Here is a 24,853-nt window from a genome sequence, read left to right as displayed (position 1 = left end):
GTGGTTATTGCTTGACCGCAAAAACCCACAGCGAGCCGCCGGGCGGCACTTTGGCAAGCCGCTCGTCGCCGGAGAACAGCGAGTAGACGCCGCCATAGCCGGAGGTGACGGCAACGTACTGCACGCCATCCTGCTGCCAGGTCACCGGTTGTCCCTCGATGCCGGAACCGGTCTGGAACTGCCAGAGCTTCTTGCCGGTGTCGGCGTCGAAGGCCTCGAACTCGCCTGTCAGTGCGCCCGAGAACACGACGCCGCCTGCGGTCGACAGCACGCCCGAGAAGCGCGGGATGTCGCTTGGCGCTTCCCACTTGGCCTTGCCGGTCATGGGATCGATCGCCTTCAGATGACCGCGCGGGCCGTCACCCCACTCCCAGAGGTCGGTGAGGTCCATGCCGAGATACCATTCGCCCTGCTTGAAGGTGACAGGCTCGGTCTTGTACCTGCCGCCGAAGGCGAGCGTGTTGGCATAGGCGAGGCCGGTCTGCGGATTGAACGACATCGGCTCCCAGTTCTTGCCGCCGAGGATCGACGGATAGACGGTGACCTTCTTACCGTCGCGCGCGTCCTTCGAGACGTCGGTCTCGATCGGCTTGCCGGTCTTCATGTCGATGCCGGTCGCCCAATTCACCTTCACGTAAGGATTGGCCGCGAGCAGCTTTCCGTTGGTGCGATCGAGCACGTAGAAGAAGCCGTTGCGGTTGGCATCCATCAGCACCTTGGTCGGCTTGCCCTCGACATTCATGTCGGCGAGGACCATCTCGGCCACCGAGTCATAGTCGAACGGATTGTTCGGCGAGAACTGGTAGTGCCACTTGATCTTGCCGGTCTTGGGATCCATCGCCAGCACGGAGCAGGTGTAGAGGTTGTCGCCGGGACGCACCGCCGAGTTGAACGGTCCGGGATTGCCGATGCCCCAATAGACCGTGTTGAGCTCGGGATCGTAGGAGCCGGTGATCCAGGTCGAGCCGCCGCCGAGCTTCCAGGTGTCGCCCTTCCAGGTGTCGCCGCCGGGCTCGTCGGGCGAGGGGATCGAATGGGTCCGCCAGAGATGCTTGCCCGTCGCCGGATCCCAGCCGTCGATGAAGCCGCGGGTGCCGAACTCGGCGCCGGAGATGCCGGTGATGACGACACCGTCGGCGACCAGCGGCGCCACCGTCATCGAATAGCCTTCCTTGATGTCAGCGGCCTTCTGCCGCCACAGCTCCTTGCCGTCCTTGGCATCGAGCGCGATCACGTTGGCGTCGAGCGTGGTGCGGAAGACCTTGCCGTCATAGAGCGCGGCGCCGCGATTGATGATGCCGCAGCAGACGATACGCGGCGTCTCGGCGGGATACTCGACCTTGGATTTCCAGATCTGCTTGCCGGTCTTGGCGTCGACCGCCATGGTGGCGTTGTGCGAGGTCACGTAGATCACGCCCTGGTACACCAGCGGCTGCGATTCCTCGCTGCGATCGTCGTTGAAACTGTAGTTCCAGACCGGGACGAGATTCTTGACGGTGTCCTTGTTGACCTGGTTCAGCGTCGAGAAGCGCTGCAGATTGTAGCCCATCCCGTAGTTAAGAACGTTCGATGTATCGGTCGCGCCCTTGACCAGTTGCTCGGTGGTCTGTGCGCTCGCACAAGTCGATGCAAGCATGACGAGGCTCGCGGCCATCGCAAAGCGTTTCATCCGTTCCTCCCAATATGCGCGCCTTTTGACGCTGCGGGAGCAACACTCCGCCCGAACGCAAAACTCGTCAATACGAAAGTCGCAAGTGCGTCGCCGATATGTTGGATGCCAGATGCCGGTCACCTGACAGAAACCTGACAACCGACTTTCACTTGTGCGCAGACGCTGAAAAAATTCCGTGGCATGAAGCGGTGCCGGCTTCGGCCGCTTTACTCGGCGGTCGGGTTCCGCGAGTTGTGCGGTGCGCAGGTTGCAATTCCGGACTTGAACCGGGGCTCGCTTGTAGACTTATGTCGTTTCGATCCCGTGCGAATCGGGGTCTTGGTCAGGAGGGTTTGATGATTTCACGTCGCTCAGTTGCGCTTGCGCTCACGATTGCAGTGCTGTCCGGTCCAGCTTGGGCTGCTTCCGGCAACGCCGTAAAGATGTTCGACACCGACAATGACGGCACGCTCGATCTCGCCGAGGTGAAGAAGGCGGCCGCCGCGCTGTTCGCAAAGCTCGATCCCGATCACGACGGCACGCTGGACGCGCGCGAATTGCGCGGACGGTTAACGGCGAAAGAACTCGCCGCCGCCGATCCCGATCGCGACGGGACTCTCACGCTCGACGAATATCTCGCGGTGGTGGAGCAGCGCTTCAACGCAGCGAATCCCGACAAGGACGGAACGCTGGATGCGAAGGAGCTGAACTCGCGCGCCGGCCGCGCGCTGCTGCGCCTGTTGCGGTGAGAGACGCGGCGCTTGACTGGGAGCGAAGGCGATTTGCCCGAGAGGGAAATTCGCGAGCATAATGCGACAGTTCGCTGTGTTTGCGCTTCGATTCCAGACTTGCGCTGCACCTGACGCAGCCCTAGGTTTTGCCCCGCGCGATGTCGCGCTCAATACCCTTGGGAGACCCGAATGGCTTGGAAAGCTCCGAAGATCGTGGAAGTGCCGGTCGGCATGGAAATCAACATGTACGCCTGCGCTGCGCGCAAGTAAGACTGACGACCTGCCGCGGCTTCGATGGCGAACGCCGTCGAAGCCGTGGTAGTGTTCGCAATGCGCCTTGGAGCCCACACGATCTGGACGGCAATTGCGTTCGGTGTTGCGCTTGCACCGGCGTGTGTCAGTGCCGAAGAGAGCTTTGATACCGAGCACATCTTCGGCTTCATGATCGGCACCGATGTCGGCAATCCCGGCGAGCGCGAATTCCAGACTCAGACCACGGGACGCTTCGGCAAGGGCGGCACCTATCGCGCCCTCCAGCAGGAGGTCGAGATCGAAGTCGTGCCGCTGCCGAACTTCCGTATCGAGGTCGGCGGCACCGCCACGCTGCATGACATCACCGGCGTCCCTGATATCGACGACCGCCGTCAGTTCAATTTCCAGGGCGCCTCGCTCGACCTGCGTTACCGCCTGCTCGACCGCGAGCGCGCGCCATTCGGATTGACTGTCGCCGCCGAACTCCATGGCGATCGCATCGACGAGACCAGCGGCGCGAAGGGACGGATGTACGGCTCCGAATTCACGCTCGCTTTCGACCGCGAGCTGGTCCCGAACTTCGTCATCGGCGCGCTCAACCTGATCTATCAGCCGGAATGGGCGCGCTTCGAGGTGGCAGGTCTGTCCGAGAAGAGTTCGACGATCGGGGCGGCGTTTGGCGGCTTGGTGCGCGTGCGCCCCAATTTTCTGCTCGGTGGGGAGATGCGCTACTTCCGCCAGTATGAGGGCATCGGCCTCGGTGAGTTCTCGGGGCAGGCGCTGTTTGTCGGTCCGACCGCCTATTTCCAGCTATCGGAGAAGTCGCGGCTCACCCTGAGCTGGAGCATGCAGGCCTGGGGCCGCCCGGCCGGATCTGGCGGCAATCTCGACCTCGTCAATTTCGAGCGTCATCAGGCGCGATTGGTGTTCGGGGTAAACTTCTAGCGTGTTCCGCCTTTGCCCGCGCGCGGGGGAGAGGGAACATCCCGTCCGTTTGAAACTTCCCGCTCCTCGGTACGTAATCTTTCGTGCTAATCTCCATTGTCCCCTTGCGACAGGATCCCGGCATGAACCCGATTGACCTGGTGGTGACTGTATGTGCGGTGCTCTCGCCTGCGACCTGCGAGGAGCAGCATCTGGTGTTCAACTTTGCGGGGTCGCCGAGGCAATGCGTGATGGCCGCGCCGCCCTATATCGCCCAATGGGTCGGCGACCATCCGAAGTGGCAGGCAGTGCGGTGGCGCTGCGAATATCCGCACCCGAACGACAAGGCGTAAGCCGCCTTCGTTATTTCGTGCAGTCCTTCAGGTCCTTGTCGGCGATCGAGAACACCGCGTCCGCCTTGATCTCGATGTCGCGGACGATGCACTGCCGCGCATTGGGATAGCTGACCCTGGCGTCATAGCGGCCGGGCTCGACGCCGGTGATGCGCAGCCGCTCGTCGTGGTCGACCTCCTTGTCCTTGTCGTTCAGGCACTGGTTCGGGCCCCACTCGGTCTTGCCGGCGGGCGAGAGCTGGAAGCCGGAGATCGTCTCCGTCGTCAGATTCCAGAGCCTAATGCCCTTGCCCTTGCTTTGGGCGGCGGCTTCGCCGGCCAACGTCAACAACGCGATCAAAGCCAGAAACCAACGCATCAGCCGATCCTCCCAAAGGCGCCCTGTTATTCCCTGATCAGGCGCTCGCGGTTCTTTGCCTTGTCGAAATTCCTGGCGCGGTCAAGGCCGATCGGCGCGATCAGCTTCGCTGAGGCAAGATCAGCGCCCTCAAAATCGGTGTCAGTGACGGTGGCTCCGGTCAGGTCGGCGCCGCCGAGCTGAGCATTTTTGAGCGACGCGCCGGTCAGGTCGGCTCCCTTGAGGGAGGCAAATTCGAGATCGACGCGCGACAGGTCGGCATTGCGCGCGTTCAACCCTTCCAGATTGGCGGATCGCAGCACGGCGCGCATCAGCCCCATCGACTGGTTGCGCATATCGGCGCCAAGATGCGCGTTCGCAATCGAGGCGCCGACCAGGCTTGCGCCGGTGAGGTCGGCCGCGATGCGAGCACCGGTCAGGTTCGCGCCGTCCAGACGCGCGCGCGCCATCTGCGAGGCGAACAGATTGGCGCCCTTCAGGCTCGCGCCCGCGAGATCAGCGTCCAGCAGCCACGCCTGATCGAGGATCGCATGATCAAGACGGGCGCCGGCGAGTTTCGTCTTGTTGAGTCGTGCCGCACGGAGAATCGCCGTGGAAAGGTCGAGACCCGAGAGATCGAGCCCCGACAACCGCTCGCCGGTGAAATCGGCCGGCGCCCCGGCGCTGGCTTTGGCCAGGATGGCCTCGACCTCCTGACGGCTCATTTCCGCGGAGACCATCGCGGGTGACGTGAGGTCGACGTCACGCATCATGTCCTGCGCGCTCGCCATGGTCGCGACGAGAGCGAGACCAAGCGTCATGAGGGCGACCATTCGCTTCATCATCGGGCTCCGCTACGGGCCCTGTTTAGCACGCGCTTTGCGTGGCTGCCTATGAGGCATCACGCCCGGCGTGTTCGCCGCCATGTTCGCCTTGGATTCTCGCCACGAGGTCCGCCCTGATCGCGGCGATCTCTGCGTCGCCGCGTGCGCCACGCGGGATGCTGATGGGCACTTCTGCCAGAATTCGCGCCGGCTGCGGCGACAGGAAGAACAAGCGGTCGCCGAGGCGGATCGCATCGTCGAGGCTGTGGGTGACGAGCAGGGTCATCATGGGGCGGCTTGCGACCAGCGTCGCGATCTCGTCGCGCAGGCGGCCGGCGAGCGCGTCGTCGAGCGAGGCGAGGGGCTCGTCGAGCACGAGCAGATCGGGCTCGACCGCGAAGGCGCGGGCCAGCGCGACGCGCCGGGCAAGACCCAGCGACAATTCGCCGGGAAAGTGGCTGCGATGCGCCTCCAGTTCCAGGATCCTGAACAGCTCCGACAGCTTCGCCTCGGAGATGCCAGGAGCCGCAAGCCGCACATTCTGCTCGACCGAGCGCCACGGCAGCAGCCGCGGCTCCTGGAACACCATCCCGATCCGCGCTTCGGGTGGACGCGCGATGGTCCCGTGGAAATCGCGGTCGAGCCCGAGGATGATGCGCAGCATCGTGCTCTTGCCGCAGCCGGAGGGGCCGATCAAAACGCCGACCTCACCGGATTGAAGCGCGAAGCTGACCGGGGCCAGCACCTCGTGCGTTTCGCCCGCGGCACTCCTGAATGTCTTTCCGGAGATATCGACTTCAAGCCGCACGGGGCCGCCACCGTGTTGCGCGGGCTTCGAACGGCTGCACCAGCAAGGTTTCGATGACGAGTACGACGGCCGCGAAGGTGAGCGAATAGGCCAGCAGTCGCGGCGTGTCGAACAGCTGGAAGGCGACGCCGATCTCGAAGCCGACACCGTTCGGCCGTCCCAGCAGCTCGGCCACCAGCACGATCTTCCATACCAGCGACAATCCGGACCGGGCCGAGGCTGCGATATAGGGCGCAAGCTGCGGCAGCACGACGTGGCGGAACGCACGCCAGCGCGGCATCGCGAACACGGTGGCCATCTCGTCGAGCGAACGGTCGAGCGCGCGCGTGCCCTCGCGCAAGGTGACGATGGCGGTCGGCAGCTTGTTGATGGCGATCGCCGCGATCGCGGCCGCTTCGGTCAGGCCGGCCCAGATATAGGCAAGCACGATCACGACCAGCGCCGGCAGGTTCAGCAGCAGGATCAGCCATGGATCGCCGAGCCGGTCGGCGAGCTTCACCCGTCCCATCAAATAGCCGATGGCGCTGCCGAGCGACATCGCCAGCACGAAGGCGAGCGCGACGCGCGCCAGCGTGGCGCCGAGATGCAGGAACAGGGCGCCGCTCGATGCTTCCGCGATGATGACGTTGAGCACGGCCGGCGGGGAGGGCAGCTTTGCGCCGCCGACGAACAGCGCTGCAATCCACCAGGTCGCGAGAAACAGGGAAAACGAGAGAAGACGCAGCACCTCAGTCTCCGGGGACTGCGTGATAGAAGGTGCCGGGATCGAGCTCGGCCGCCGGCCCGACCAGGTCGCGTCCGCCGATCTCGGCGAGCACGCGATAGAGCACGCGCGCATCCGCCTCCTCGTCCACGATGCTCCGGCGCGGAATGCCGTCGCGATAGCGGTCGCGATAGGTCTTGAGGATGGCCGGATCGCTCGCGCCGGTGAGCGGCGCGATCTTGTCCCAGGCGGCGTCCGAGGTGACCAGCAGCTGCTTGGCCTTGCGGGTCATCGCAATGAAACGCGCCACCGCATCGCGGTGGCTTGCGGCCCAGCTTTCGTCGAAGACATAACCGACCGCGGACACCGCGCCCTTGGCCCCCAGCTTCGGCAAAATGTCCTCGATGCCGGCGAGGCGGCGAAAGCCCTTGGCCTCGAGCTGCGCACAGAAATTCCAGAAGTTGAGGCTCGCATCCATCTCGCCATCGAGCGCCTTGGCGGCGATCAAAGGCGGCGCGCCATAGACGATGCTCGCATCGGACTTCAGATCGATGCCGTCCTGCTTCATCCGCGCCTGCAGCAGCAGCCAGCTCTTGTCGATCGCGCCGCCGCCGACGCCGAGCTTGCGGCCCTTGAGGTCGGCGAGCGTCTTGAGCGGCGAGGATGCGGGCACCATCACCGCGCCGAGCGCGCTGGAATAAGGATAGAAGGTGAGCTTGGCGCCGAGCACGCGCTCGCGCGACACCCACAGCCAGTCGGACAGGATGATGTCGGCACTCCCGGCGCGCAGGGCGATCTTGCCGGCCTCGGGGCTCGCGAGCTCGGCGACGTCGAGCGACAGATCGGCTTCCTTGTCGAGCCCGCCGGCGCGGATGGCGGCCAGCTCCCAGGAGAATGTTCCGGTCTTCTGCACTGCAAGGCGGATCGTGTCCGCGGCGCGGCCGGGGGCGGCCAGCGACAGCGCCAGCGTCATCGCGAGCGCCAATGTTCGTCCAGGCGCTCTCAAACCAAGTGCTCTCATCACCTTGTGAGCCGTTTCCTCGAAGGGAGTGCTTTTCATGACAATACGCATAGCATAGCTTTCGTCGCAACCAGCGGGAGGACGCTCATGAATCTGGCGGGACAGCTACGACCGATTGTCGCCGCATTGGCGGTGTGGGCTGCGACCGTCTACGCCGCGCGTGCCGAGGAAGCCAATGATTATCCGACCTCGGCGCGTGCCGAATACGTCTATGGCTGCATGAAGGCCAATGGCGAGAGCCGGCAGTCCATCGAGCAATGCTCCTGCTCGATCGACGTGGTGGCCTCGATCGTGTCCTATGACCGTTACGTCACCGCCGAGACGGCGCTGAGCATGTCCCAGGTGCGCGGCAATCTCGGCGTCCAGTTTCGTACGTCCGAGCAGGCGAATTCGGCGGTGAATGATCTCAGGCGCGCGCAGGCGGAAGCCGAGGTGAGGTGTTTCTAGCTGCCGCATAGACGGTGCGATCCCTTCTCCCCTTGCGGGAGAAGGTGGCGCGAAGCGCCGGATGAGGGGTATGCCTCCGCGAATACTATCGCAAGAGAGTAGCTCGCGGAGACAGACCCCTCACCCAAGCGAATTTTTGTCTACCAGCGGTGCTGCCCTCTCCCACAAGGGGCGAGGGCACAGTCATCCGCACCGCGTTTGACTTTGAAGGGGGAGGGAAGGCAGCGCCTCACGTCCCCGGCTTCTCGACATCCCATTCATTGCGGAACACGTGCCCATCCGTGTCCTTCGCCTCCGCACGGAAGCGCTTGGCGCCATTGGAGACGTAGGTGAAGCGCAGATTGGGATCTTCCGAGATCGAGATGCCGCCCTCCACCGACAGCACGGGACTGTCGTCCTGCGTCAGCCTCAGTTGGTTGACGAAAAAGGCGGGGATGTAGAGCTGCGTGACCTGATCCATTTGCAGCCCGGAATTGTTGGGATGGCCGATCATGATCTGCGCCTCGCGGACGCGGCTGGCCGGTGCCTCCTCGCGCGCGAATTGCCGGTAGCGCATCTGGCCGAGCCGGTTCCTGGCTTCCTCGATGTTCTTTCCTGCCGGCGCCGAGCAGCCGCCCGAGGCCTTCACATAGGTCTTGGCGACGTAAAGCTGGCCGTCGCTGAGCTCGGCAACCGCGTGGACGTCGGTATAGTTGTTGACGCGCACGCGCGTGGAGATCTCGGTGACGTTGGCATCTGCGCCGAGCTCGAACTTGGCTGCCATCGGCGCGGGGTTGCGGTCGATCACCAGCGTGATCGAACGGATGCGGCGGCTATCCGCGGGCGACAGTTTGCTGCGCAGGGTCACCGGCACGATCGCCGCGTCCTCGGCGCGATAGGGCATCTCGATGCCGATGACGTCGTTGCCGTCGTTGATCGGACGGTTGCTAAAGATGTCCTGCACCAGGCCCGGCCAGGGATCGTAAGCCTCCTCGGCGCTCGCCGGCACAGCGAAGGCGATGCCAAGCAATGCGGCGATCAGGGGCAGGCGGCGTGTGCATCCCGTCATGGTCGTGGTTCCGTGCGGACGAAGCAGTTTTCTCTGGGGCGGCGCAGCCGATCCCCCGTCCAGCGTAGCGCGTCCACTACTCCCATTCAATTTCCGAAAATGCTGCGGTTGCGTTGCGAGCATTGTAGTCGTCGAACAATTGCCAATGCGGCCGTTCCGATGCGGCCGCCTTGTCGGCGGCAGTCCGGATCGGCTCGCCCTTCTTGTTCGACGCCCGGACGTCCGCCAGCAGGGTCGTGAGATAACGCCGCTCGTCGCCGAGCGCGGCAGGCCAGTCGCTCACAGGCCCGTGACCCGGCACGACGCGCTGCGCCGGAATTTTATCGAGTTCCCCGAGCGTGCCGAGCCAGCCGCGGATGCTGCCGTCCATCACCGGAATATGGCGGAGGAAGACGAGGTCGCCCGCGAACAGCGTCTTGCTGGTCTCGTCGAACACGGTCAGATCGTTGTCGCTGTGCCCGGCCGGCCAGGCCCGCAAGGTAAGGCGGCGCGACCCGAGATCGAGCGTCAGGGTATCAACGACGAGCAGGGTGGGCGGCACGATCTTCACGGGATCGATCAATTCGCTACCCATGAGGCGTCTAAAATTGTCGAGATAATACGGCCCGCGCGTCGCCAGCGCCTGCGGCAGCTTGCCGTGGCCGACGAAGCTGGTTCCCTCTGCGGCGAAGGCCGCATTGCCGAAGACATGGTCGGGATGGCCATGGGTGTTGATGACGTAGCGGATCGGCTTGGATGTGCGAGCCCGCACCGCCGCCAGCAGCGCCTCGCCCTCACGGAGGCTGCCGCCGGTGTCGATCACGGCCACCGCATCCTCGCCGACGATAAAGCCGACATTGGCGATGTCGCCTTCGTTCTCGCGGGTCATGAGGGCGGTGGTCCCGGAGTGCACGAAGATTCCCGGTGCGACTTCGCTCACAGGCAATTCGGCTGCCCCGGCGCGTGCTAGCGTTGCTGTCCCCAGCAGGGACAGGGCTGCGATCAAGGAAGCGATGCGAGACACTTTTCCGCCTCAGTTCAGATGGCTTGCCGCACTGCACTGCAACAAACCAAAGCCAACACAAAGTTTGGCAAAGCATGGCGCGTCATGCGTTGCATGGCTAGCATTCAAACAAACCGAGGAGGAAGCGCGATGACGGAGGCCGGGCGACATCGTCGCTGGTTGTTTTCACTGTGGGTCCTGGTGGCGTCCTGCGCGTTCGGCGACGTCGCCATTGCGCAGACCAGCGAGACCGGCGACCTCTCGTTCGAGCTGGTCGATCCAAAAGTGCTGCGCGTCTGTGCCGACCCGCGCAATCTGCCGTTCTCGAACGAGAAGGGCGAGGGGTTCGAGAACAAGCTCGCCGAGCTGCTCGCGGACAAGCTCCAGAAGAAGCTCGATTACGTCTTCTTCCCGCAGGCCACCGGCTTCGTGCGCATGACGCTGGGCGCGCATCGCTGCGACGTCATCATGGGATTTCCGCAAGGTGACGACCTCGTGCAGGGCACCAATCCCTATTACCGCACGACCTATGCGCTGGTCGCGAAAACAGGCAGCGGGCTCGAGGAAGTCGATACGCTCGAAGACCCGAAATTGAAAGGCAAGCATGTCGGCATCGTCGCCGGCACGCCGCCGGCCACCAACATGGCGATCGCCGGCCTGATGGGCGATGCAAAACCCTATCCCCTGATGATCGACACGCGCTTCGATAACTCCGCGCAGGCGATGGTCGACGACCTCGTCGCCGGCAAGATCGACGCAGGCGTGCTGTGGGGTCCGATGGCCGGGTATTATGCGAAGAAGGCTGGCTCGCTTCATGTCACGCCGCTGGTGAAGGAAACCTCGGGGCCAAAGCTGATCTATCGCATCGGCATGGGCGTGCGCCCCGCCGACCAGAACTGGAAGCGGCAGCTCAACAAGCTGATCCAGGAGAACCAGGGCGAGATCAACAAGATCCTGATCGACTTTGGCGTGCCGCTGCTCGACGAGAGCGACAAGCCGCTCGGCGCGGAGACGGCCAAGAAGACGCCATGAGGCGGCGCGTTGCCGCTGCGCTGGTTGCCGCCATTCTGGTGGCGCCGGCGTTGGCGCAGCAGCAGGAGCCGTTCGAGCCCGAGGGGTATCGCTCCGACAATTACCGCGCGCCGGTGCCGGCGACGCTCACTGGCGCGCGCGTGCTGACGACTGCGGAGGCCGAAGCAATCTGGCGTGCGAAGAGCGGCGCCTTCATCGACGTGCTGCCGCGCGCGCCGAAGCCGAAGAACCTTCCCGAAGGCACCGTCTGGCGCGATATGCCGCGAAAAAACATACCGGGCAGCACCTGGCTGCCGGACACCGGCTACGGCGTGCTGCCGCCCGCCATGGACGATTATTTCCAGCGCGGCCTCGCCCACGCCGCGCGCGGCGACAAGGCTGCGCTGCTCGTGATCTATTGCCTGGCCGACTGCTGGATGTCCTGGAACGCCGCCAAGCGCGCCTTGGCCTACGGTTATGCCAACGTCGCCTGGTACCCCGACGGCACAGATGGCTGGGAGCGCGCAAACCTTCCGACCGAGGAGGTGCAGCCGCAGCCGCGGCCAGAGCAGTAGGTACAGGTCGTCATGCCCGGGCTTGTCCCGGGCATCCACGTTCTTCAATCCGCGTGGTTGGGCGTGGATGGCCGGGACAAGCCCGGCCATGACGCCGTGCCGCGCGCGGGGACAGGTGAAGATGCAGGGTTACTGCTTCTGCAGCTTGGTCAGCGTGCCCGTACCGTTATTGTCGGTCGCCGAGTACGTCACCCTGTCGCCGGCATGGACGGCATCCAGCATCGCGGCGTCCTTGGCCTTGTACTCCTGAAGCGTGCCGGCGCCGCCTGCGCTGCCGCCGACCGTGCCCTTCTGTGTCTGCTGGATCGAGATCGTGCTGTTGAGCCGGTCGATTCTGGTGACCATCCCGGTCATGTCGTCAGCAAAAGCAGGGGACGCAAGCGTGCTGATGGCTGCAGCGCATGCGAAGATGAATTTTGTTGTTCCCATCGAGGCCTCCCGACGTCTTGGAGTTCACGTCGACAAGCCATCCTAGAGCGATTTGGTTCCGGCTGATATCGCGGCAAAGGGTAACGATTGATATCGCGGGAACTTTCCGAAAGTCGTCGTCAGCGAGGCTGACGCTATTCCATCTCCTGCTGGATCACGCGTCCGAGAGCGAACAGGCGCTGGTCAATCGCGGTCGGAACCTCGCAGACGAACCGCACCACCTTGTGGCGATCTTCGAAAATGCGGGTTTCCCAGATCAACTGGTTGCTGAGCGCATCGACCTTTGCGTCGTCGCGTGGTGTCGCGCTCTGGAGCGCCTGGAGCTGGATCGACTCCTCGCGGATCTTGTCGGCCGCCTCGCGCTGTTTGCGGCTGACGCGTTCGAGCCCGTTCATGACCTGCGAGCGCTGGGCGTTGAGCGTGTCGAACAAGCCGGCGAACAACAGCTTGGCGTTCGCCGTCTTGTCAGCGGCGGAGCCGGCCAAAAACTCCTTCACCGACTTCTCGGCCTCGTCCATCGGCGTCTTCCGCGCCGACAGTTTTGAGACCAGCGCGGTGACCTTTGCGTCGTCCTTCCATTTGGTCTCGGCGTCGTCGAGTGCGGGACCGGCCCAGACGGCGGCGAGCGAGATGTCCGGCACCTTGGCCTGCGTGCAAGGCCAGTTGGGATAGCGTGGATCGGCGGCGCACGCAGCCGTGCTCGCAACGGCGAGCGCAAAAGCGGCCATGGCCAGAACCTTCATCATTCGCCTCCCGCAGGGCCCCGTCGCGCCAGCCCGCGCGAGGGATCATAGGCCAGAATCGCGCCGATCATGAAGACGATTGTGCAGGCCGCCACTACCGCGAGCGAGATCCAGTTGATTTGCCCGTAGAATGCAAAACGGATCAGTTCGACCGCATGGGTGAACGGGTTGGCCTGGCAGAGATAGTAGAGATAGGGGCTCCCCTCCTGCACCCGCCAGAGCGGGTAGAGCGCGGAGGAGGCGAAGAACATCGGAAAGATCACGAAGTTCATCACGCCGGCGAAGCTTTCAAGCTGCTTGATGCCCGAGGAGATCAGCATGCCGAGCGAGCCCAGCATCAGCCCGGACAGGATCAGCGCCGGCAGCACGGTGAGATAGCCGATGGGGGGAGGCGTGATGTCCCAGAACCAGGCGATCAGCAGGAACGCATAGACCTGGAGCAGCGACACCGCGGTGCCCGCCAGCAGCTTGCAGAACAAGAGGAACCCGCGCGGCAGCGGGCTCACCAGCAGCGTCCGCATATTGCCCATCTCGCGGTCATAGACCATCGAGAGCGAGGATTGCATGCCGTTGAAGAGCTGGATCATCGCCATCAGCCCGGGCGCGATATAGACCTCGTAGAGGATGTAGGTCTCGTAAGGCGGGATGATCGAGATGCCGAGCACCTGGCGGAAGCCGGCGGCGAAGATGAACAGCCATACCAGCGGCCGCACCAGCGCCGAGACGAAGCGCTCGCGCTGATGCAGGAAGCGCAGCCCCTCGCGCCAGACGATGCCGGTGAGGCAGGTCATGTATTCCGCGGCCGAGAAACCGCGCGGTGTATCCCGCGTCGTGATGCTGCTCATGCGCCGCCTCCCGGCATCGTCTGCGCACCGGTCAGGCGCATGAAGGCGGTGTTGACGTCCTGTGCGCCGGCATCCGTGATGACGCGGCTCATGGGCCCCTGCGCCAGCACCCTGCCCTGGTGCAGCACCACGAGGTCGTCGCCGGCCATGATCTCGTCGAACAGATGCGTGGCCCAGAGCACGCCGATGCCTTGCTCGGTCACGAGCTGGCGGACATGGCTGATGATGTCGGCGCGCGCCTTGACGTCGAGGCCGACGGTCGGCTCGTCCAGCAACAGCAGCCGCGGCCGGTGCAGCAGGGCGCGGGCGATCTCCAGCCGCCGCATCTGGCCGCCCGAGAGATCGCGCACCTTGCTGCCGGCACGCTCTTCGAGCCCGATGCGGCCGAGCAGCTCGCCGCTGCGCGCGGCCGCTTCGCGCCGGCTGATGCCGTGGAGTGCGGCGTGATAGAGCAGGTTCTGCGTCAGCGACAGGTCGAGATCGAGCGTGCGCGGCTGGAACACGACGCCGAGCAGCCGCAGCGCCTCGCCGGGGCTCTTGCTGATGTCGTGGCCGAAGATGCCGACACGCCCGGACTGGATGCCAAACAGGCGCGTGATCAGCGAGAACAGTGTGCTCTTGCCCGCGCCGTTGAGCCCGAGCAGCGCAGTGAAGCTCGCCGGCTGCACATTAAAGGACACGTCCATCAGTGCCCGGCGTGGCCCGTAGGAATGGCTGACGCCGTCGATCGACAGCGCCGGCACCGCGGCCGCTTGCAGCCTCGGCATCTCCTGTGGCTCGGCGATGGGAGCAGGGCTGGTCATGGCGAGATCGTAATGCCCCAGGGCAGTTCGCCCACCTGAATGGTCTTGATCACCTTTTGCGCGGCGACGTCGATGACCGAGACGTCGTTCGACACGCCGTTGGTGGTGAGCAAGTATTTCTCGTCCGGCGTGAACGCCATGTGCCAGACCCGCTGTCCCACCAGCAGATACTTCGTCACCTTGCGCGAGGCGACGTCGACCACGGCGACGCGGTTGGCGGGACCCAGCGCGACGAAGGCGGTCTTGTCGTCTTTGGTCATGCCGATGCCGACCGGCTGGATCGCCTCTTTCCGCAATCCCGGAATCTCGAACGTGACCTTGCCGGTCACCTCGTGCTTTTTGGGATCGATGATCGAGACCGTGCCGCCGATCTCCGAGGACACCCACAGCTCTGAACTGTCATGCTTGAATTCGGCAAAGCGCGGCCGCGCGTCGACCAGCACGTTGGCGACGATCTGGCGCGACGAGGTGTCGATGAAATGCGCCATGTTGGTCGTCTCGGACGTGTTGATCAGCGTCTTGCCGTCGGGGCTGATGGTCATGCCCTCGGGCTCGACGCCGACCTGGATGTCGCCGAGCCGCACGCGCTTCTCCAGATCGATCACGGTCACCGTGTTGTCGTTCTCGTTGGCGACATAGAGGATTTTTCCGGCCGCATCCTGCGCGAACAATTCCGGGTCGGGCCCGGAGGGCAGGCTGTCCACGATCGCTTGCGTCTTGGCATCGATCACCTGGATGGTGTCGTCGTCGCCGACCGCGACCATCACGAACTTGCCGTCGCGCGTGAAATCGATGCCGCGCGGGCGCTGGCCGACCTTGATGGTCTTGGTCACGGTCCAGCTGTCGGTGTCGATCACCGAGACCGTGTTGCTTTTCTCGTTCGAGACGTAGGCGATGAACGCATGCGCGGGCGCAGCCGCCATCGCCAGTCCGGACAGCAACCCCACACGCCACATGCGCAACATTCGCGTCCTCATTTCAGCTTGCATTTGCTCTCCGGGCGGTCGTAGCCGAGCGTGTCGAGCTCGGAGACCTGGTGCAGAAATCCCTCCTGCGGCGATACCGACACCACCATCCGGCCGTCGACCAGCAGGATCGGCTGGCGCAGCTGCAGGTTCCAGTCGCGCAGGGTCAGTCTTGTGCCCTTGAAGGCAGCGACCGAAAAATCCGGCCCCTTGATGAAGTCGGTGACCTTCTTGACGTCGCCGGAATTTGTGCGTGAGGTGGCCTCGCCGATCATGCGCACGGCCGTCCAGGCCTGCATGTCGAGCGGGGTCATGCGCCGCGAGTTCAGCTTGATGAAGCGGTTCTGCATCTGGATCGCGCCCCACTGGTCCTGCGCCGCGTCCCAGCTCCGCGGCACGAGGCCGGCCGAGCCCGCGACGGGGCGCGGGTCCCAGGTGCGATAGGGCAGATAGGCGCCGAACACTTCGCTCTCGTCGGCGGCGACCAGCACGTCATAGGCCGGCAACTGTTGCGTGAACACCGGCATCTGGCGCTGGATCAGCGTGACACCGCTATCGGTGCGGCGCGCGCCGCCCTTGTCCTCGAAGGTCTTCTCTTGCACGATCTTGGCGCCGAAGCGTGTGGCGGTACGCCGGAGTGCGTCTGCAAACAGCTTGTCCTCGTCATGCGAGCCGACCACGAGCACCCAGCGCTTCCACTGCTTCCACACCAGGTATTGGCCGAGCGCATCGGCCAGCATCGCGCGCGTCGGTGCGGTGTGGATGACGTTGGCGCGGCAATCGGCCTCGCGCAGGCGCTCGTCGATCGCGCCGGCGTTGAACAGCAGAGTGCCGCGCTCGCGCAGAGCATCCGAGACCTTCAACAGTGCGTCGGCCGGCAGGTCGGCGATGATGAAGCCGTTTTTCTCGGCGAGCGCAGCCGCAGCCTCAACCGGATCTTCGCCTTCCTTGATGCGGCGCTCCTCCAGCGTGAAACGCTGGTTGAGGAATTTTCCCGTGGTGTTGTTGTCCTCGATGGCGAGGCGCGCGCCGGCGACGCCGTCATTCTCCGCGGGCTGCTCGACCAGCGACAGCGTCGATCTGGTGCCGGCGACGCCGAGATAGCCGACGCCGATCTGCACCGGGTCGGCCGCGAGCGCGCTCGTCGCGGCAAGACCCAGGCCGATCAGGCCGACCAACCATCGGATCATGTTTCCTCCAGATGTTCTCCCTGGCTTGACCGCCGGTGGAGAATTGTCTCTGCTAAAGCATGACCGATTTGGCCCGGCTTGCAACCCCGCATTTCGTCCCCGCGCGCGCGAGGCCGGGAATCACGATCATGCGAGCGCTGATCTGTTTCGCAGCTTTGCTGTTGACGGGTTCGGTCGCGTTGGCCGATCCGCCAAGGCTCGCGGTGTTCGATTTCGAGCTGATCGACACCAGCCTGCCCGGCGAGTTCTACGGCTCCAAGCCGGAAGAGGCGCGGCTCGAGCGCATCGGCGAGCAGCTGCGCAAGGAATTGACGGAGTCAGGAAGGTTCCAGCTGCTCGATATCGCGCCGGTCAGGGATGCGGCCCGTCACGCCAATTTGCAGGCCTGCGGCGGCTGCGACCTCAAGCTTGCCGGCCAGCTTGGCGCTGACCTCGAGATCACCGGCATGGTGCAGAAGGTCTCGAACCTGATCATCAATCTCAACATCTATCTGCGCGACGTGAAGACCGGCAACATGATCACCGTCGCCAGCGCCGACATGCGCGGCAACACGGACGAATCGTGGTCGCGCACGATGAGCTACCTGATCCGCAATCGATTGCTGGCGCCGAATTACGGGAAGCCGGAGTAGGGCGCTCTTACCCTCCCCTGGAGGGGGAGGGTCGCTTCGCATGGAGCGAAGCGCAATGCGAAGCGGGGTGGGGTGGGGTGATCTCTCCACTCGGGCACCGCCTCGTCGGAGAGACTGTCACCCCACCCCGCTCGCGCTTCGCGCGATCGACCCTCCCCCTCCAGGGGAGGGTAAGAAGAAAATCACCCCTTCAATCTTTCCGCATGCCAGTGCAGATGATCGCCCATGAAGGTCGAGATGAAATAATAGCTGTGGTCATATCCCGCCTGCCGCCGCAGCGTCAGCGGGATGCCCGCCTTGGTGCAGGCGGCCTGCAGCAGCTCGGGCCTGAGCTGTTCTTTCAGGAAATTGTCGGCTTCGCCGACGTCGACGAGGAAGCCGGAATATTTCGCGCCGTCCTCGATCAGCGCCACCGTGTCGTGGTTGCGCCAGGTCTCCTTGTTCGGTCCGAGATAGCCGGTCAGCGCCTTGATACCCCAGGGCACAAGCGAGGGCGCCACGATCGGCGCGAACGCGCTGGCCGCGCGATAGCGGTGCGGATTGCGCAGCGCGACCGTCAGCGCGCCGTGGCCGCCCATCGAATGGCCCATCACCGATTGCCGCTTGGCGTCGACCGGGAAATTCTCCGCCACGAGCTTGGGCAGCTCGTCGGTGACATAGCTCCACATGCGATAGTTGCGCGCGAACGGCTCTTGGGTGGCGTCGACATAGAAGCCGGCGCCGAGGCCGAAATCATAGGCATTGTTGGCGTCGCCCGGCACGTCGGGCCCGCGCGGGCTGGTGTCCGGCGCGACGAAGATCAGGCCGAGCTCGGCGCAGGCTTTGCGAAATTCGCCCTTTTCGGTGACGTTGGCATGGGTGCAGGTGAGGCCGGAGAGATACCAGACCACGGGAAGCTTTGCGCCGGCGGCATGTGGGGGAACATAGACCGAGAACACCATGTCGGTTCCGGTCGCCTGGCTGGCATGGCGGTACACGCCCTGCACGCCGCCATAGGAAGTGTTGGTCGAGACAGTCTGGATCGTCATGCCGTTATGCTCCGTGGCATCTAACCACATCAAGATTGCAACGCTTGTGTGACCGAATTCGTGGCGGTGTTTGTCAGGCGACGCCGCTGTCGATCGCCAGCCGCACCAGCTCGACCGAGGTCTTCACGCCGAGCTTCTGTCGCATGATCGAGGAGGTGTTGGCGACAGTCTTGTAGGACGACTGCACCAGCCAGGCGATCTCGGACAGGCTCTTTCCGGCGCTGAGCAGCCGCAGGATTTCCATCTCGCGCGCGTTCAGCTTCGACAGCGGGCTTTGCGCCAGCGTCGGTCCCGCAAACGCGATGCTGCGCGCAATCGCGGTCGGCAGATAGGTGCTGCCGCCCCCGACGGCGCGGATCGCCTCGACGAGGTCGTCGGGGTCGCCGGTCTTGGAGACGTAGCCCTTGGCCCCGCACTCGATCGCGCGCGCGGCGAACGCAGGGTCGTCGTTCATGCTGAACATGATGATGCGGGCCTCGGGCGCACGTTCGAGGATGCGGCGCGCGAGCTCGAAGCCGGAGACGGTCGGCAGGTTGATGTCGATGATGCACAGGTCGGGGCGCTCGACAATGAAGACGCATTCGCCGTCCTCGGCGTCGGCGGCCTCCAAAATCTCGATCTCGCCCTCGTCGGCCAGCACGGCACGGCAGCCGGAGGCGACAATGGGATGATCGTCGACGATCAGAATGCGCATAGGCGTTCCCCGTGACAGCCTCGGCCTGCTTTTCCGCCGCATGATCCGAACAAGAACGCTGCGCGCGTCTCGTGTCGCCTCATGCAACCCGGCCGGGATTGCTGTACGCTTTCGATTAGATATCGGGCGCTTCGCCTCTGTCAACGTCATCGGACAGGCGCGGGCCAACCTTCGCGAGGCACGGGCGGCACCAATGTGGCAAAATCTATCGTTGCGCGCGCGCATCAACCTTCTGCTGGCGCTGCTGCTGGCGCTGGGGCTCGCCGTCAATATCGGCCGCCAGGTCGCGGAAGCCGGGCCGCGCGTGCAGGCCGAGGACCAGAGCGTGATCCGGCTTGCGCGCGAATTCATCGAGATGATCGTTGCGGATCTGAACGAGGCGCCCGATCCGGATGCCAGGCTGAACCAGATCGCGCGCGATCTGAGCCGCCTGCGCCATGTCAGCATCGCGCTTCAGGACGCCGGCGGTAACCCGCTGACGCCGCCCCGGCCTGCCGACGACGACGCGCGCGGACCGCCAGCCTGGTTCGTCGGCCTGGTTCATCCCGAGCAGACCACGGTGAGCGTGCCGGTCTCGGTCCATGGCAAGCCGGGCTCGCTGGTGATCACCGCACATCCCGATGACGAGATCGCCGAGATCTGGGACGCCATCGTGACCCAGCTCGAGGTCGGCTCGGTGATCGCGCTCGCGCTGTTCCTGGTGATGATGACGGTGGTCGGCCGCGCGCTTGCGCCGCTGCAGTCGTTGGCGCAGACGATGACCGCGATCGAGGGCGGGCATTATGACGCGCGCGCCACGCCGGGCGGTGCGCCCGAGCTGGCCGCGATCTGCGGCAAGCTCAATCATCTCGCGGCGGCGCTCGGCGAGGCGGTGGAGGAAAAGCGGCTCCTGGCCGAGCGCGCGGTGTCGCTCCAGGACGTCGAGCGCAAGGAGATCGCGCGCGAGCTGCATGACGAATTCGGGCCGTATCTGTTCTCGCTGCGCGCGCATGCGAGCGCGCTGGCGAAGCTCGCGGACGGGCGCGCGCCGAATGCCGACTCGGTCCGGAAGCACGGCAGCGCCTTGCTGGAACAGATCAACCAGCTCCAGCAGTTCACCCGCCGGGTGCTGGAGCGGCTCCGGCCCGTCGGCCTTGCCGAGCTCGGCCTGCGCCAGGCGCTGGAATCGCTCTCGCGGCTGTGGCGGGAGTCGCATCCCGACGTCGCGATCGAAACCGTGATCTCCGCCACGCTCGGGGTCACCGGCGAGACGGCCGACCTCACCATCTACCGCATCGTGCAGGAGGCGCTCACCAACGTGTTCCGCCACGCCGGCGCGACGTCGGTCAATGTCGTGATCGAGCCCGTCGAGCAGGCCGGCGGCCGCGGCTACGCGCGCGTGCGGGTCAGCGACAACGGCCGCGGCATGGAGCCGGGCCAGAAGCTCGGCTTCGGCCTCGTCGGCATGCGCGAGCGCATTCTGGCGCTGGGCGGCACGCTCAACGTCGTCTCCAACGACGGCGGTTTGACCGTGGAGGCGCTGGTTCCGACGGCGGCGTCCTGATTGCATCGGGAAAAATTCCCGATTTGGTCGGGAAAACGGGTGCGGGTAGTGCCAGACCTTTTGTGGCTGGCGGACTCACTGCCGCCGAATACACTCATCTCAACCAAACGGCGAAAATCAAAACAGCCGGTGGTCACGGATGGGAAGGCAGGGATGGGCAAACCTCTTTGGTTCAACGCTCTTTGGTTCAAGCGTCGTTTGTTGATAGCCTCGGTGTCGACGGGGCTGGTGTCGGGCTTGGTCCTTGCAGGTCCCGCCGCAGCCGCGCAGGATGAGGAAACCAACGTCCAGAATCTGCCGGCGGTCGAGATCACGGCACCACCGCCGTCGGCCGTGAGGCGCAGTGCGCCAACGCGGCCGGTCGCACGGGTAGGGGCGCCGGCGTCCGCCGCTCCGAAGACACGCCTTTACGTCTACCCGACCTCACCGGGCACCGGCCGAGGTCTCGATGTCGACAAGGTGCCGTCCGCGATCAATGCGGTTGATGCCAGCCAGATCAGGCGTACCGCCTCGCCGGATATCGCCATTGCCCTGCAGCAGTACGTGCCTGGTCTCAGCATCAATGAAGTGACCGGCAATCCATTCCAGCCCGACGTGCAGTTTCGCGGCTTCGTCGCTTCACCTCTGGCCGGCACGCCGCAGGGCCTCGCCGTCTACCAGAACGGCGTACGCATCAACGAGGCGTTTTCCGACACTGTTAATTGGGATCTGATCCCGACGGCCGCGATCCGATCGGCGCTGGTCGTAACTAACAATCCGGCATACGGCCTCAATGCCCTCGGCGGTGCCATCGATCTGCAGATGAAGAACGGCTTCAACTATCAAGGGGCCGAGATCGATATCATGGGCGGCTCATTCGGCCGCATCCAGGGCTCTGCGCAATGGGGCAAGCAGGTCGACAATAATTGGTCGGTCTACGGAGCGCTCGAAGGCGTTCACGACAATGGTTTCCGCAATTTCTCGCAATCGGATGTCCGGCGCTTCTATGGCGACGTCGGGTATCGTTTCGAAGGCAACGAGTTTCACCTCAATGGCGGCGTCGCCAACAATTCCCTGGCAGGACCCAGCACTGTTCCGGCCGAATTGCTCCAGCAATATTGGGGGGCGACCTACACAACGCCGCAAACCATCTCCAACAAGGTCGGCTATCTCAACCTGACCGGCAAGGTGGAGGCGACGCCGACCTGGACCTTTGAGGGCACGGCGCATGTGCGGAGCTTCAAACAGAGCACCGTGGACGGAAACCCGACCGACGCCCAGGCATGTGCCGATCCAACGCTCCTGTGCTTTGGCAATGATACGGTCCCGGCTTTTGGCCTGAATGGCGTTCAGCTCGCCAATACCTTTGCGCCAGACGCCATCCTCAGCGAGATCGATCGCACCAGCACGAAATCGACCACATTTGGCGTATCCGGTCAGGCAACCAACACCGACCAGCTGTTCGGTCATGAGAACCGCTTCGTAGTTGGCGCGAGCTATGATGTCAGCAGCACGCGCTTCACCGGCAGCGCTGAATTAGGAACCATAGGCACGAACTATGTCGTCACGGGCAGCGGCATATTCCTGGGTCCCTCCGGTGACCCGACATCGGTTGGTCCCGTGTCGCTTCGCACCGTCAACCAATATCACGGGCTCTATGCGCTCGACACGTTCAACGTGGACGATCGCTTTGCGGTGACGGCAGGCGGCCGGTTCAATGCGGCCCGTGTCACGCTGATGGACCAGCTCGGCACCGCGCTCAATGGCGATCATACCTATGATCGATTCAATCCGATCATCGGTGGCACCTACAAGATCACGTCTGAAGTGACCGCCTATGCGGGCTATTCCGAAGCCAACCGGGTGCCGACACCACTCGAACTCGGCTGCGCCGATCCGGCGAGGCCATGCATCATCGGGCAGTTCCTGATCGCTGACCCCCCACTGCAGCAAGTCGTATCCAAGACCTTCGAAGCGGGCTTCCGTGGTACCAAGGAATTGAACATCGGCTCCCTAGGCTGGAAAATCGGTGCCTACCGTGCCACCAACTACGACGACATCCTCGCGACCCCAATTCCGGGCCTGACGGGCTTCGGCTTTTTCCAGAACGTCGGCCGGACACGCAGGCAGGGTGTCGAAGCCGAGGTGAGCCTGAAGTCGAATGTCCTTCAGTTCCAGGCGAGCTATGCGTTCCTGGACGCGCGCTTCCTCGACGCGCTGACGCTTGGATCAGAGAGCCCGTTCGCCGACGCCGGCAACATCCAGGTCTTGCCGGGCAATCACATTCCGCGCCTCCCTAGCCACCTTATTAAGGCAAGCATCGAATATGCGGTTACCGATGTCTGGAAGGTCGGAGGTGACGCGCTCTTTGTCTCGAGCCAGTATTTCGTCGGCGATGAGTCCAACCAGTTTCCGAAGCTGCCGTCCTACGCCGTGTTCAATCTCCACACCTCCTACCAGATCACCAAGAACCTGCAGATTTACGGTCGCGTCGCCAACATCTTCGACAACCGCTACTCGACCCTTGGCACCTTCTTCGACAGGGAAGCCTTGCCCGACTTCACCAATGGCGGTGCGGAATTTAATGACCCGCGATCGCTGAGCCCGGCAAGGCCGCGCGCGTTCTATGCGGGCATGCGGATGACGTTCTGAGTTCGACACGCAAGCCCGGCCGCCTTTGGAGGGCGAAAGACATCGCCTTTACTCCGCCCAGCCTCGGGCGAGGATCGCCGCTTGCTGCAAGGAAATGCGCCGGACCAGCGGATCTGCATGGCGGTGTACCAGCTGCCAGTCCGTGCTGTCCTTGCGATAGATCTCCGTGACGCGCAGCGACCAGTCCTGGGCAGGCAGGCCGCCGACCTCCGCGCGCTGGCGTTCGATCATGACGAGCGCAACGAGCCCGTTCGAGGCATAGGTCTGCAAGACCTCCAGTCCGGTTTCCCCGTTCCTGAAATATTGCGCCAGGTCAGCCAGCCGTTTTGGGCTGCTGTCGAATCCGAAGCTGGCAGGACCACCGAAGGGCTGCATCAGCGTGAAATCCGGGGCAATCCGGACCAGCTGCGACCAGCGGCCCATGTCGCCACGCATGAAAGCGGCATTCTTCTCGCCGGCGAGCTTGATGAGACCGGCTGTCGCGTCGTCCTCGGCGGCTGCATTGGCCGGAAGCTGACCGGAAGCAGGAATTGCCGCCGCCGCCATCATCATCGAGCGCCTCGACATCCTGTGCGGCGAGTCCTGGTTGTCCGGCGAGCCATGGCCTTTGCTCACCCCTTTCGACCTTCTGATCATTTCGAGGCTCCTGATTGCACGATCTGCGCATTCCATGGGGCCTTGATCTCGATGAATCCAGCGATATGATTTCAGCAACATGCTGAACAAAATTGATCTATCCAGGATCGAACTGAATCTCCTTGTGGCCTTCCGCGTGGTCCTGGAAGAACGCCATGTCGCGCGCGCGGCCGCGCGACTGAACCTGACGCCGTCCGCTGTCAGCCACGCGCTTGGCCGGCTGCGCCTTGTTTTGAACGACCCGCTGTTCCTGCGAACGCCGAAGGGCGTCGTTCCAACGGAGCGGGCCCTGGAGCTCGACCACCCTATCGCTGAAATCATCGCGCGCGTCGAACAACTGGTTGGCTCGGCTAGACCATTCGACCCTGCAAAAAGCCATCGCCGGTTTACGATCGGCGCACCCGATGCTGTTCTCGCCTCAACAACGGGGCAGCTACTCGGTTCGATCGCGAGTAGGGCGCCCCACATCGACATCGGATTGATCCATGTGATGCCCGCGCCCCGCGGCGGCGCGATCGGCGAACCCTGGCACGAGTGCCTCGAGATGCTCGAAAGACGAGAGCTGGACGTCGCGATGCTGCCGCTGCCGGCGGTATCGCCGCGTTTCGAGGCGCGCAGGCTCTACGACGAGGAATTCGTGCTGGCCATGCGCAAGGGACACGCCTTCGCCAGAGCTCCGACACCCGCGGCTTTCTCGCAATCGCAGCATCTGCTGGTGTCTCTCAGCGGTGAGCCGCGCGGCTTCGTCGATGAGATGTTGGCAAAGCGCGGTCTCAAGCGCCGCATTGCCTTGACTGTCCCGAACTTTATGATGGCGCTCGCCCAGCTTGCAGGGTCTGAACTGATCGCTGCGTTGCCGCGGCGTCTGATGCAGCAGCACGCCGGGCATTTCGGATTGATGTTCGTCGAGCTGCCTTTCGCCCGTAAGCCGGATACGATCTGCGCCATCGCGACCAAGGCTGCGATGAAGGACGCCGGCGTTGCATGGCTGATGGAAGTTGTCTTCGCCTCGGTCGGAGCAGGTCGGAACCGCAATCGGTAGCGCGC

At 64.1% G+C, this 24,853-nt stretch carries 28 protein-coding genes; 11 read left to right on the top strand and 17 right to left on the bottom strand.

The window, feature by feature from the left end; all coding sequences use genetic code 11:
* Positions 1-4: 4 nt before the first annotated feature.
* The gene (locus ABIA90_RS34960; protein ID WP_354114032.1) at positions 5-1,669 is read right to left on the bottom strand and encodes a methanol/ethanol family PQQ-dependent dehydrogenase; all 1,665 of its coding nucleotides are present in this window, start codon (positions 1,667-1,669) and stop codon (positions 5-7) included.
* A gap of 338 nt (positions 1,670-2,007) precedes the next feature.
* Here ABIA90_RS34960 and lanM point away from each other — a divergent pair, with 338 nt between their 5' ends.
* The 4 genes from lanM to ABIA90_RS34940 all read left to right on the top strand — a co-directional run bounded on the left by lanM (position 2,008) and on the right by ABIA90_RS34940 (position 3,911).
* Positions 2,008-2,400, top strand: a complete 393-nt coding sequence (lanM, locus tag ABIA90_RS34955; protein ID WP_063981985.1) for a lanmodulin LanM — start codon at positions 2,008-2,010, stop codon at positions 2,398-2,400.
* 171 nt (positions 2,401-2,571) lie between these two features.
* A complete protein-coding gene (gene pqqA, locus ABIA90_RS34950; RefSeq protein WP_012029362.1) occupies positions 2,572-2,652 on the top strand; it encodes a pyrroloquinoline quinone precursor peptide PqqA in 81 nt (26 codons plus the stop codon).
* A gap of 24 nt (positions 2,653-2,676) precedes the next feature.
* A complete protein-coding gene (locus tag ABIA90_RS34945; RefSeq protein ID WP_259256580.1) occupies positions 2,677-3,579 on the top strand; it encodes a DUF6662 family protein in 903 nt (300 codons plus the stop codon).
* Between the two features lie 122 nt (positions 3,580-3,701).
* Positions 3,702-3,911, top strand: a complete 210-nt coding sequence (locus ABIA90_RS34940) for a hypothetical protein (RefSeq protein WP_014493627.1) — start codon at positions 3,702-3,704, stop codon at positions 3,909-3,911.
* 10 nt (positions 3,912-3,921) lie between these two features.
* On the opposite strand, the gene ABIA90_RS34935 is transcribed toward ABIA90_RS34940, so the two are convergent.
* From ABIA90_RS34935 to ABIA90_RS34915, 5 genes are read right to left on the bottom strand one after another with little or no spacing between them, the layout of a single operon-like run.
* Positions 3,922-4,269 carry a hypothetical protein gene (locus ABIA90_RS34935; protein ID WP_166343210.1) on the bottom strand — a complete coding sequence of 116 codons (348 nt, stop codon included), beginning with the start codon at positions 4,267-4,269 and terminating at the stop codon, positions 3,922-3,924.
* Positions 4,270-4,295: 26 nt separating this feature from the next.
* On the bottom strand, positions 4,296-5,093 hold the full coding sequence (locus ABIA90_RS34930) for a pentapeptide repeat-containing protein (RefSeq protein ID WP_354120390.1): 798 nt from the start codon (positions 5,091-5,093) through the stop codon (positions 4,296-4,298).
* A gap of 46 nt (positions 5,094-5,139) precedes the next feature.
* The gene (locus ABIA90_RS34925) at positions 5,140-5,880 is read right to left on the bottom strand and encodes an ABC transporter ATP-binding protein (RefSeq protein WP_354120391.1); all 741 of its coding nucleotides are present in this window, start codon (positions 5,878-5,880) and stop codon (positions 5,140-5,142) included.
* A complete protein-coding gene (locus tag ABIA90_RS34920) occupies positions 5,870-6,607 on the bottom strand; it encodes an ABC transporter permease (RefSeq protein WP_038957639.1) in 738 nt (245 codons plus the stop codon). The genes ABIA90_RS34925 and ABIA90_RS34920 overlap by 11 nt, the downstream gene beginning before the upstream one ends.
* A gap of 1 nt (position 6,608) precedes the next feature.
* Positions 6,609-7,556, bottom strand: a complete 948-nt coding sequence (locus tag ABIA90_RS34915; protein ID WP_354120497.1) for an ABC transporter substrate-binding protein — start codon at positions 7,554-7,556, stop codon at positions 6,609-6,611.
* Positions 7,557-7,691: 135 nt separating this feature from the next.
* On the opposite strand from ABIA90_RS34915, the gene ABIA90_RS34910 reads away from it, so the two are divergent.
* A complete protein-coding gene (locus tag ABIA90_RS34910) occupies positions 7,692-8,051 on the top strand; it encodes a hypothetical protein (RefSeq protein WP_014493633.1) in 360 nt (119 codons plus the stop codon).
* A 229-nt stretch (positions 8,052-8,280) separates the two neighbouring features.
* On the opposite strand, the gene ABIA90_RS34905 is transcribed toward ABIA90_RS34910, so the two are convergent.
* Both ABIA90_RS34905 and ABIA90_RS34900 read right to left on the bottom strand, forming a co-directional pair.
* Positions 8,281-9,099 carry a quinoprotein dehydrogenase-associated SoxYZ-like carrier gene (locus ABIA90_RS34905; RefSeq protein WP_063981991.1) on the bottom strand — a complete coding sequence of 273 codons (819 nt, stop codon included), beginning with the start codon at positions 9,097-9,099 and terminating at the stop codon, positions 8,281-8,283.
* A gap of 76 nt (positions 9,100-9,175) precedes the next feature.
* The gene (locus tag ABIA90_RS34900; RefSeq protein WP_354120392.1) at positions 9,176-10,102 is read right to left on the bottom strand and encodes a quinoprotein relay system zinc metallohydrolase 2; all 927 of its coding nucleotides are present in this window, start codon (positions 10,100-10,102) and stop codon (positions 9,176-9,178) included.
* 129 nt (positions 10,103-10,231) lie between these two features.
* Between ABIA90_RS34900 and ABIA90_RS34895 the strand changes: the two genes are divergently transcribed.
* Together ABIA90_RS34895 and ABIA90_RS34890 are read left to right on the top strand one after the other, a co-directional pair.
* Positions 10,232-11,113, top strand: a complete 882-nt coding sequence (locus ABIA90_RS34895; protein WP_354120393.1) for a substrate-binding domain-containing protein — start codon at positions 10,232-10,234, stop codon at positions 11,111-11,113.
* On the top strand, positions 11,110-11,667 hold the full coding sequence (locus ABIA90_RS34890; protein ID WP_354120394.1) for a PQQ-dependent catabolism-associated CXXCW motif protein: 558 nt from the start codon (positions 11,110-11,112) through the stop codon (positions 11,665-11,667). Before ABIA90_RS34895 ends, ABIA90_RS34890 begins: the two co-directional genes overlap by 4 nt.
* A 129-nt stretch (positions 11,668-11,796) precedes the next feature.
* Here ABIA90_RS34890 and ABIA90_RS34885 read toward each other — a convergent pair whose 3' ends face one another.
* The 6 genes from ABIA90_RS34885 to ABIA90_RS34860 form a co-directional block, all read right to left on the bottom strand.
* Positions 11,797-12,096, bottom strand: a complete 300-nt coding sequence (locus ABIA90_RS34885; RefSeq protein ID WP_063981995.1) for a copper-binding protein — start codon at positions 12,094-12,096, stop codon at positions 11,797-11,799.
* Between the two features lie 134 nt (positions 12,097-12,230).
* On the bottom strand, positions 12,231-12,839 hold the full coding sequence (locus ABIA90_RS34880; RefSeq protein WP_063981996.1) for a hypothetical protein: 609 nt from the start codon (positions 12,837-12,839) through the stop codon (positions 12,231-12,233).
* Positions 12,839-13,684, bottom strand: coding sequence for a lanthanide ABC transporter permease protein PedC (locus tag ABIA90_RS34875; RefSeq protein ID WP_354120395.1), 846 nt, complete (start codon positions 13,682-13,684; stop codon positions 12,839-12,841). The genes ABIA90_RS34880 and ABIA90_RS34875 overlap by 1 nt, the downstream gene beginning before the upstream one ends.
* A complete protein-coding gene (locus tag ABIA90_RS34870; RefSeq protein WP_354120396.1) occupies positions 13,681-14,487 on the bottom strand; it encodes a lanthanide ABC transporter ATP-binding protein PedB/LutE in 807 nt (268 codons plus the stop codon). Before ABIA90_RS34870 ends, ABIA90_RS34875 begins: the two co-directional genes overlap by 4 nt.
* Positions 14,484-15,452, bottom strand: a complete 969-nt coding sequence (locus ABIA90_RS34865; RefSeq protein ID WP_354120397.1) for a YVTN family beta-propeller repeat protein — start codon at positions 15,450-15,452, stop codon at positions 14,484-14,486. The genes ABIA90_RS34870 and ABIA90_RS34865 overlap by 4 nt, the downstream gene beginning before the upstream one ends.
* 8 nt (positions 15,453-15,460) lie before the next feature.
* Positions 15,461-16,642 (bottom strand): lanthanide ABC transporter ABC transporter substrate-binding protein PedA1, encoded by a 1,182-nt coding sequence (locus tag ABIA90_RS34860; protein ID WP_354120398.1) that lies wholly within the window; start codon positions 16,640-16,642, stop codon positions 15,461-15,463.
* A 59-nt stretch (positions 16,643-16,701) separates the two neighbouring features.
* On the opposite strand from ABIA90_RS34860, the gene ABIA90_RS34855 reads away from it, so the two are divergent.
* Complete coding sequence (locus tag ABIA90_RS34855; protein WP_135215173.1) at positions 16,702-17,274, top strand: DUF3280 domain-containing protein; 573 nt, start codon at positions 16,702-16,704, stop codon at positions 17,272-17,274.
* A 182-nt stretch (positions 17,275-17,456) separates the two neighbouring features.
* On the opposite strand, the gene fghA is transcribed toward ABIA90_RS34855, so the two are convergent.
* Both fghA and ABIA90_RS34845 read right to left on the bottom strand, forming a co-directional pair.
* Positions 17,457-18,302, bottom strand: a complete 846-nt coding sequence (gene fghA, locus ABIA90_RS34850; RefSeq protein ID WP_354120399.1) for an S-formylglutathione hydrolase — start codon at positions 18,300-18,302, stop codon at positions 17,457-17,459.
* A 73-nt stretch (positions 18,303-18,375) separates the two neighbouring features.
* On the bottom strand, positions 18,376-18,996 hold the full coding sequence (locus ABIA90_RS34845; protein ID WP_354120400.1) for a response regulator: 621 nt from the start codon (positions 18,994-18,996) through the stop codon (positions 18,376-18,378).
* 193 nt (positions 18,997-19,189) lie between these two features.
* On the opposite strand from ABIA90_RS34845, the gene ABIA90_RS34840 reads away from it, so the two are divergent.
* Both ABIA90_RS34840 and ABIA90_RS34835 read left to right on the top strand, forming a co-directional pair.
* The gene (locus tag ABIA90_RS34840) at positions 19,190-20,539 is read left to right on the top strand and encodes a histidine kinase (protein WP_354120401.1); all 1,350 of its coding nucleotides are present in this window, start codon (positions 19,190-19,192) and stop codon (positions 20,537-20,539) included.
* Between the two features lie 153 nt (positions 20,540-20,692).
* Positions 20,693-23,170: a TonB-dependent receptor gene (locus tag ABIA90_RS34835; protein ID WP_354120498.1), complete on the top strand. Its 2,478-nt coding sequence runs from the start codon at positions 20,693-20,695 to the stop codon at positions 23,168-23,170.
* A gap of 48 nt (positions 23,171-23,218) precedes the next feature.
* Here the strand turns inward: ABIA90_RS34835 and ABIA90_RS34830 are convergent, their stop codons facing one another.
* A complete protein-coding gene (locus ABIA90_RS34830) occupies positions 23,219-23,722 on the bottom strand; it encodes a Cif family virulence factor (RefSeq protein WP_354120402.1) in 504 nt (167 codons plus the stop codon).
* Between the two features lie 163 nt (positions 23,723-23,885).
* Between ABIA90_RS34830 and ABIA90_RS34825 the strand changes: the two genes are divergently transcribed.
* Positions 23,886-24,848, top strand: coding sequence for a LysR family transcriptional regulator (locus ABIA90_RS34825; protein ID WP_354120403.1), 963 nt, complete (start codon positions 23,886-23,888; stop codon positions 24,846-24,848).
* Positions 24,849-24,853 lie beyond the last annotated feature (5 nt).

Source organism: Bradyrhizobium sp. LA6.8, from assembly GCF_040547935.1.
In the GTDB taxonomy this organism is placed as follows: domain Bacteria; phylum Pseudomonadota; class Alphaproteobacteria; order Rhizobiales; family Xanthobacteraceae; genus Bradyrhizobium; species Bradyrhizobium barranii.
The sequence above is the reverse complement of the archived record's forward strand: the minus strand, read 5'-3'. Positions and strand labels throughout refer to the sequence as shown.

What these genes read in the sequence shown, in the direction of transcription:
- fghA (WP_354120399.1), bottom strand. Translation starts at nt 18,302, where the DNA reads ATGACGATCCAGACTGTCTCGACCAACACTTCCTATGGCGGCGTGCAG.
- ABIA90_RS34905 (WP_063981991.1), bottom strand. Translation starts at nt 9,099, where the DNA reads ATGACGGGATGCACACGCCGCCTGCCCCTGATCGCCGCATTGCTTGGC.
- ABIA90_RS34875 (WP_354120395.1), bottom strand. Translation starts at nt 13,684, where the DNA reads ATGAGCAGCATCACGACGCGGGATACACCGCGCGGTTTCTCGGCCGCG.
- ABIA90_RS34825 (WP_354120403.1), top strand. Translation starts at nt 23,886, where the DNA reads ATGCTGAACAAAATTGATCTATCCAGGATCGAACTGAATCTCCTTGTG.
- ABIA90_RS34870 (WP_354120396.1), bottom strand. Translation starts at nt 14,487, where the DNA reads ATGACCAGCCCTGCTCCCATCGCCGAGCCACAGGAGATGCCGAGGCTG.
- ABIA90_RS34915 (WP_354120497.1), bottom strand. Translation starts at nt 7,556, where the DNA reads ATGACGCTGGCGCTGTCGCTGGCCGCCCCCGGCCGCGCCGCGGACACG.
- ABIA90_RS34895 (WP_354120393.1), top strand. Translation starts at nt 10,232, where the DNA reads ATGACGGAGGCCGGGCGACATCGTCGCTGGTTGTTTTCACTGTGGGTC.
- ABIA90_RS34910 (WP_014493633.1), top strand. Translation starts at nt 7,692, where the DNA reads ATGAATCTGGCGGGACAGCTACGACCGATTGTCGCCGCATTGGCGGTG.
- lanM (WP_063981985.1), top strand. Translation starts at nt 2,008, where the DNA reads ATGATTTCACGTCGCTCAGTTGCGCTTGCGCTCACGATTGCAGTGCTG.
- ABIA90_RS34930 (WP_354120390.1), bottom strand. Translation starts at nt 5,093, where the DNA reads ATGATGAAGCGAATGGTCGCCCTCATGACGCTTGGTCTCGCTCTCGTC.
- ABIA90_RS34885 (WP_063981995.1), bottom strand. Translation starts at nt 12,096, where the DNA reads ATGGGAACAACAAAATTCATCTTCGCATGCGCTGCAGCCATCAGCACG.
- ABIA90_RS34945 (WP_259256580.1), top strand. Translation starts at nt 2,677, where the DNA reads ATGGCGAACGCCGTCGAAGCCGTGGTAGTGTTCGCAATGCGCCTTGGA.
- ABIA90_RS34830 (WP_354120402.1), bottom strand. Translation starts at nt 23,722, where the DNA reads ATGATGATGGCGGCGGCGGCAATTCCTGCTTCCGGTCAGCTTCCGGCC.
- ABIA90_RS34935 (WP_166343210.1), bottom strand. Translation starts at nt 4,269, where the DNA reads ATGCGTTGGTTTCTGGCTTTGATCGCGTTGTTGACGTTGGCCGGCGAA.
- ABIA90_RS34890 (WP_354120394.1), top strand. Translation starts at nt 11,110, where the DNA reads ATGAGGCGGCGCGTTGCCGCTGCGCTGGTTGCCGCCATTCTGGTGGCG.
- ABIA90_RS34845 (WP_354120400.1), bottom strand. Translation starts at nt 18,996, where the DNA reads ATGCGCATTCTGATCGTCGACGATCATCCCATTGTCGCCTCCGGCTGC.
- ABIA90_RS34860 (WP_354120398.1), bottom strand. Translation starts at nt 16,642, where the DNA reads ATGATCCGATGGTTGGTCGGCCTGATCGGCCTGGGTCTTGCCGCGACG.
- ABIA90_RS34960 (WP_354114032.1), bottom strand. Translation starts at nt 1,669, where the DNA reads ATGAAACGCTTTGCGATGGCCGCGAGCCTCGTCATGCTTGCATCGACT.
- ABIA90_RS34835 (WP_354120498.1), top strand. Translation starts at nt 20,693, where the DNA reads ATGGGCAAACCTCTTTGGTTCAACGCTCTTTGGTTCAAGCGTCGTTTG.
- ABIA90_RS34940 (WP_014493627.1), top strand. Translation starts at nt 3,702, where the DNA reads ATGAACCCGATTGACCTGGTGGTGACTGTATGTGCGGTGCTCTCGCCT.
- pqqA (WP_012029362.1), top strand. Translation starts at nt 2,572, where the DNA reads ATGGCTTGGAAAGCTCCGAAGATCGTGGAAGTGCCGGTCGGCATGGAA.
- ABIA90_RS34840 (WP_354120401.1), top strand. Translation starts at nt 19,190, where the DNA reads ATGTGGCAAAATCTATCGTTGCGCGCGCGCATCAACCTTCTGCTGGCG.
- ABIA90_RS34880 (WP_063981996.1), bottom strand. Translation starts at nt 12,839, where the DNA reads ATGAAGGTTCTGGCCATGGCCGCTTTTGCGCTCGCCGTTGCGAGCACG.
- ABIA90_RS34865 (WP_354120397.1), bottom strand. Translation starts at nt 15,452, where the DNA reads ATGTTGCGCATGTGGCGTGTGGGGTTGCTGTCCGGACTGGCGATGGCG.
- ABIA90_RS34855 (WP_135215173.1), top strand. Translation starts at nt 16,702, where the DNA reads ATGACCGATTTGGCCCGGCTTGCAACCCCGCATTTCGTCCCCGCGCGC.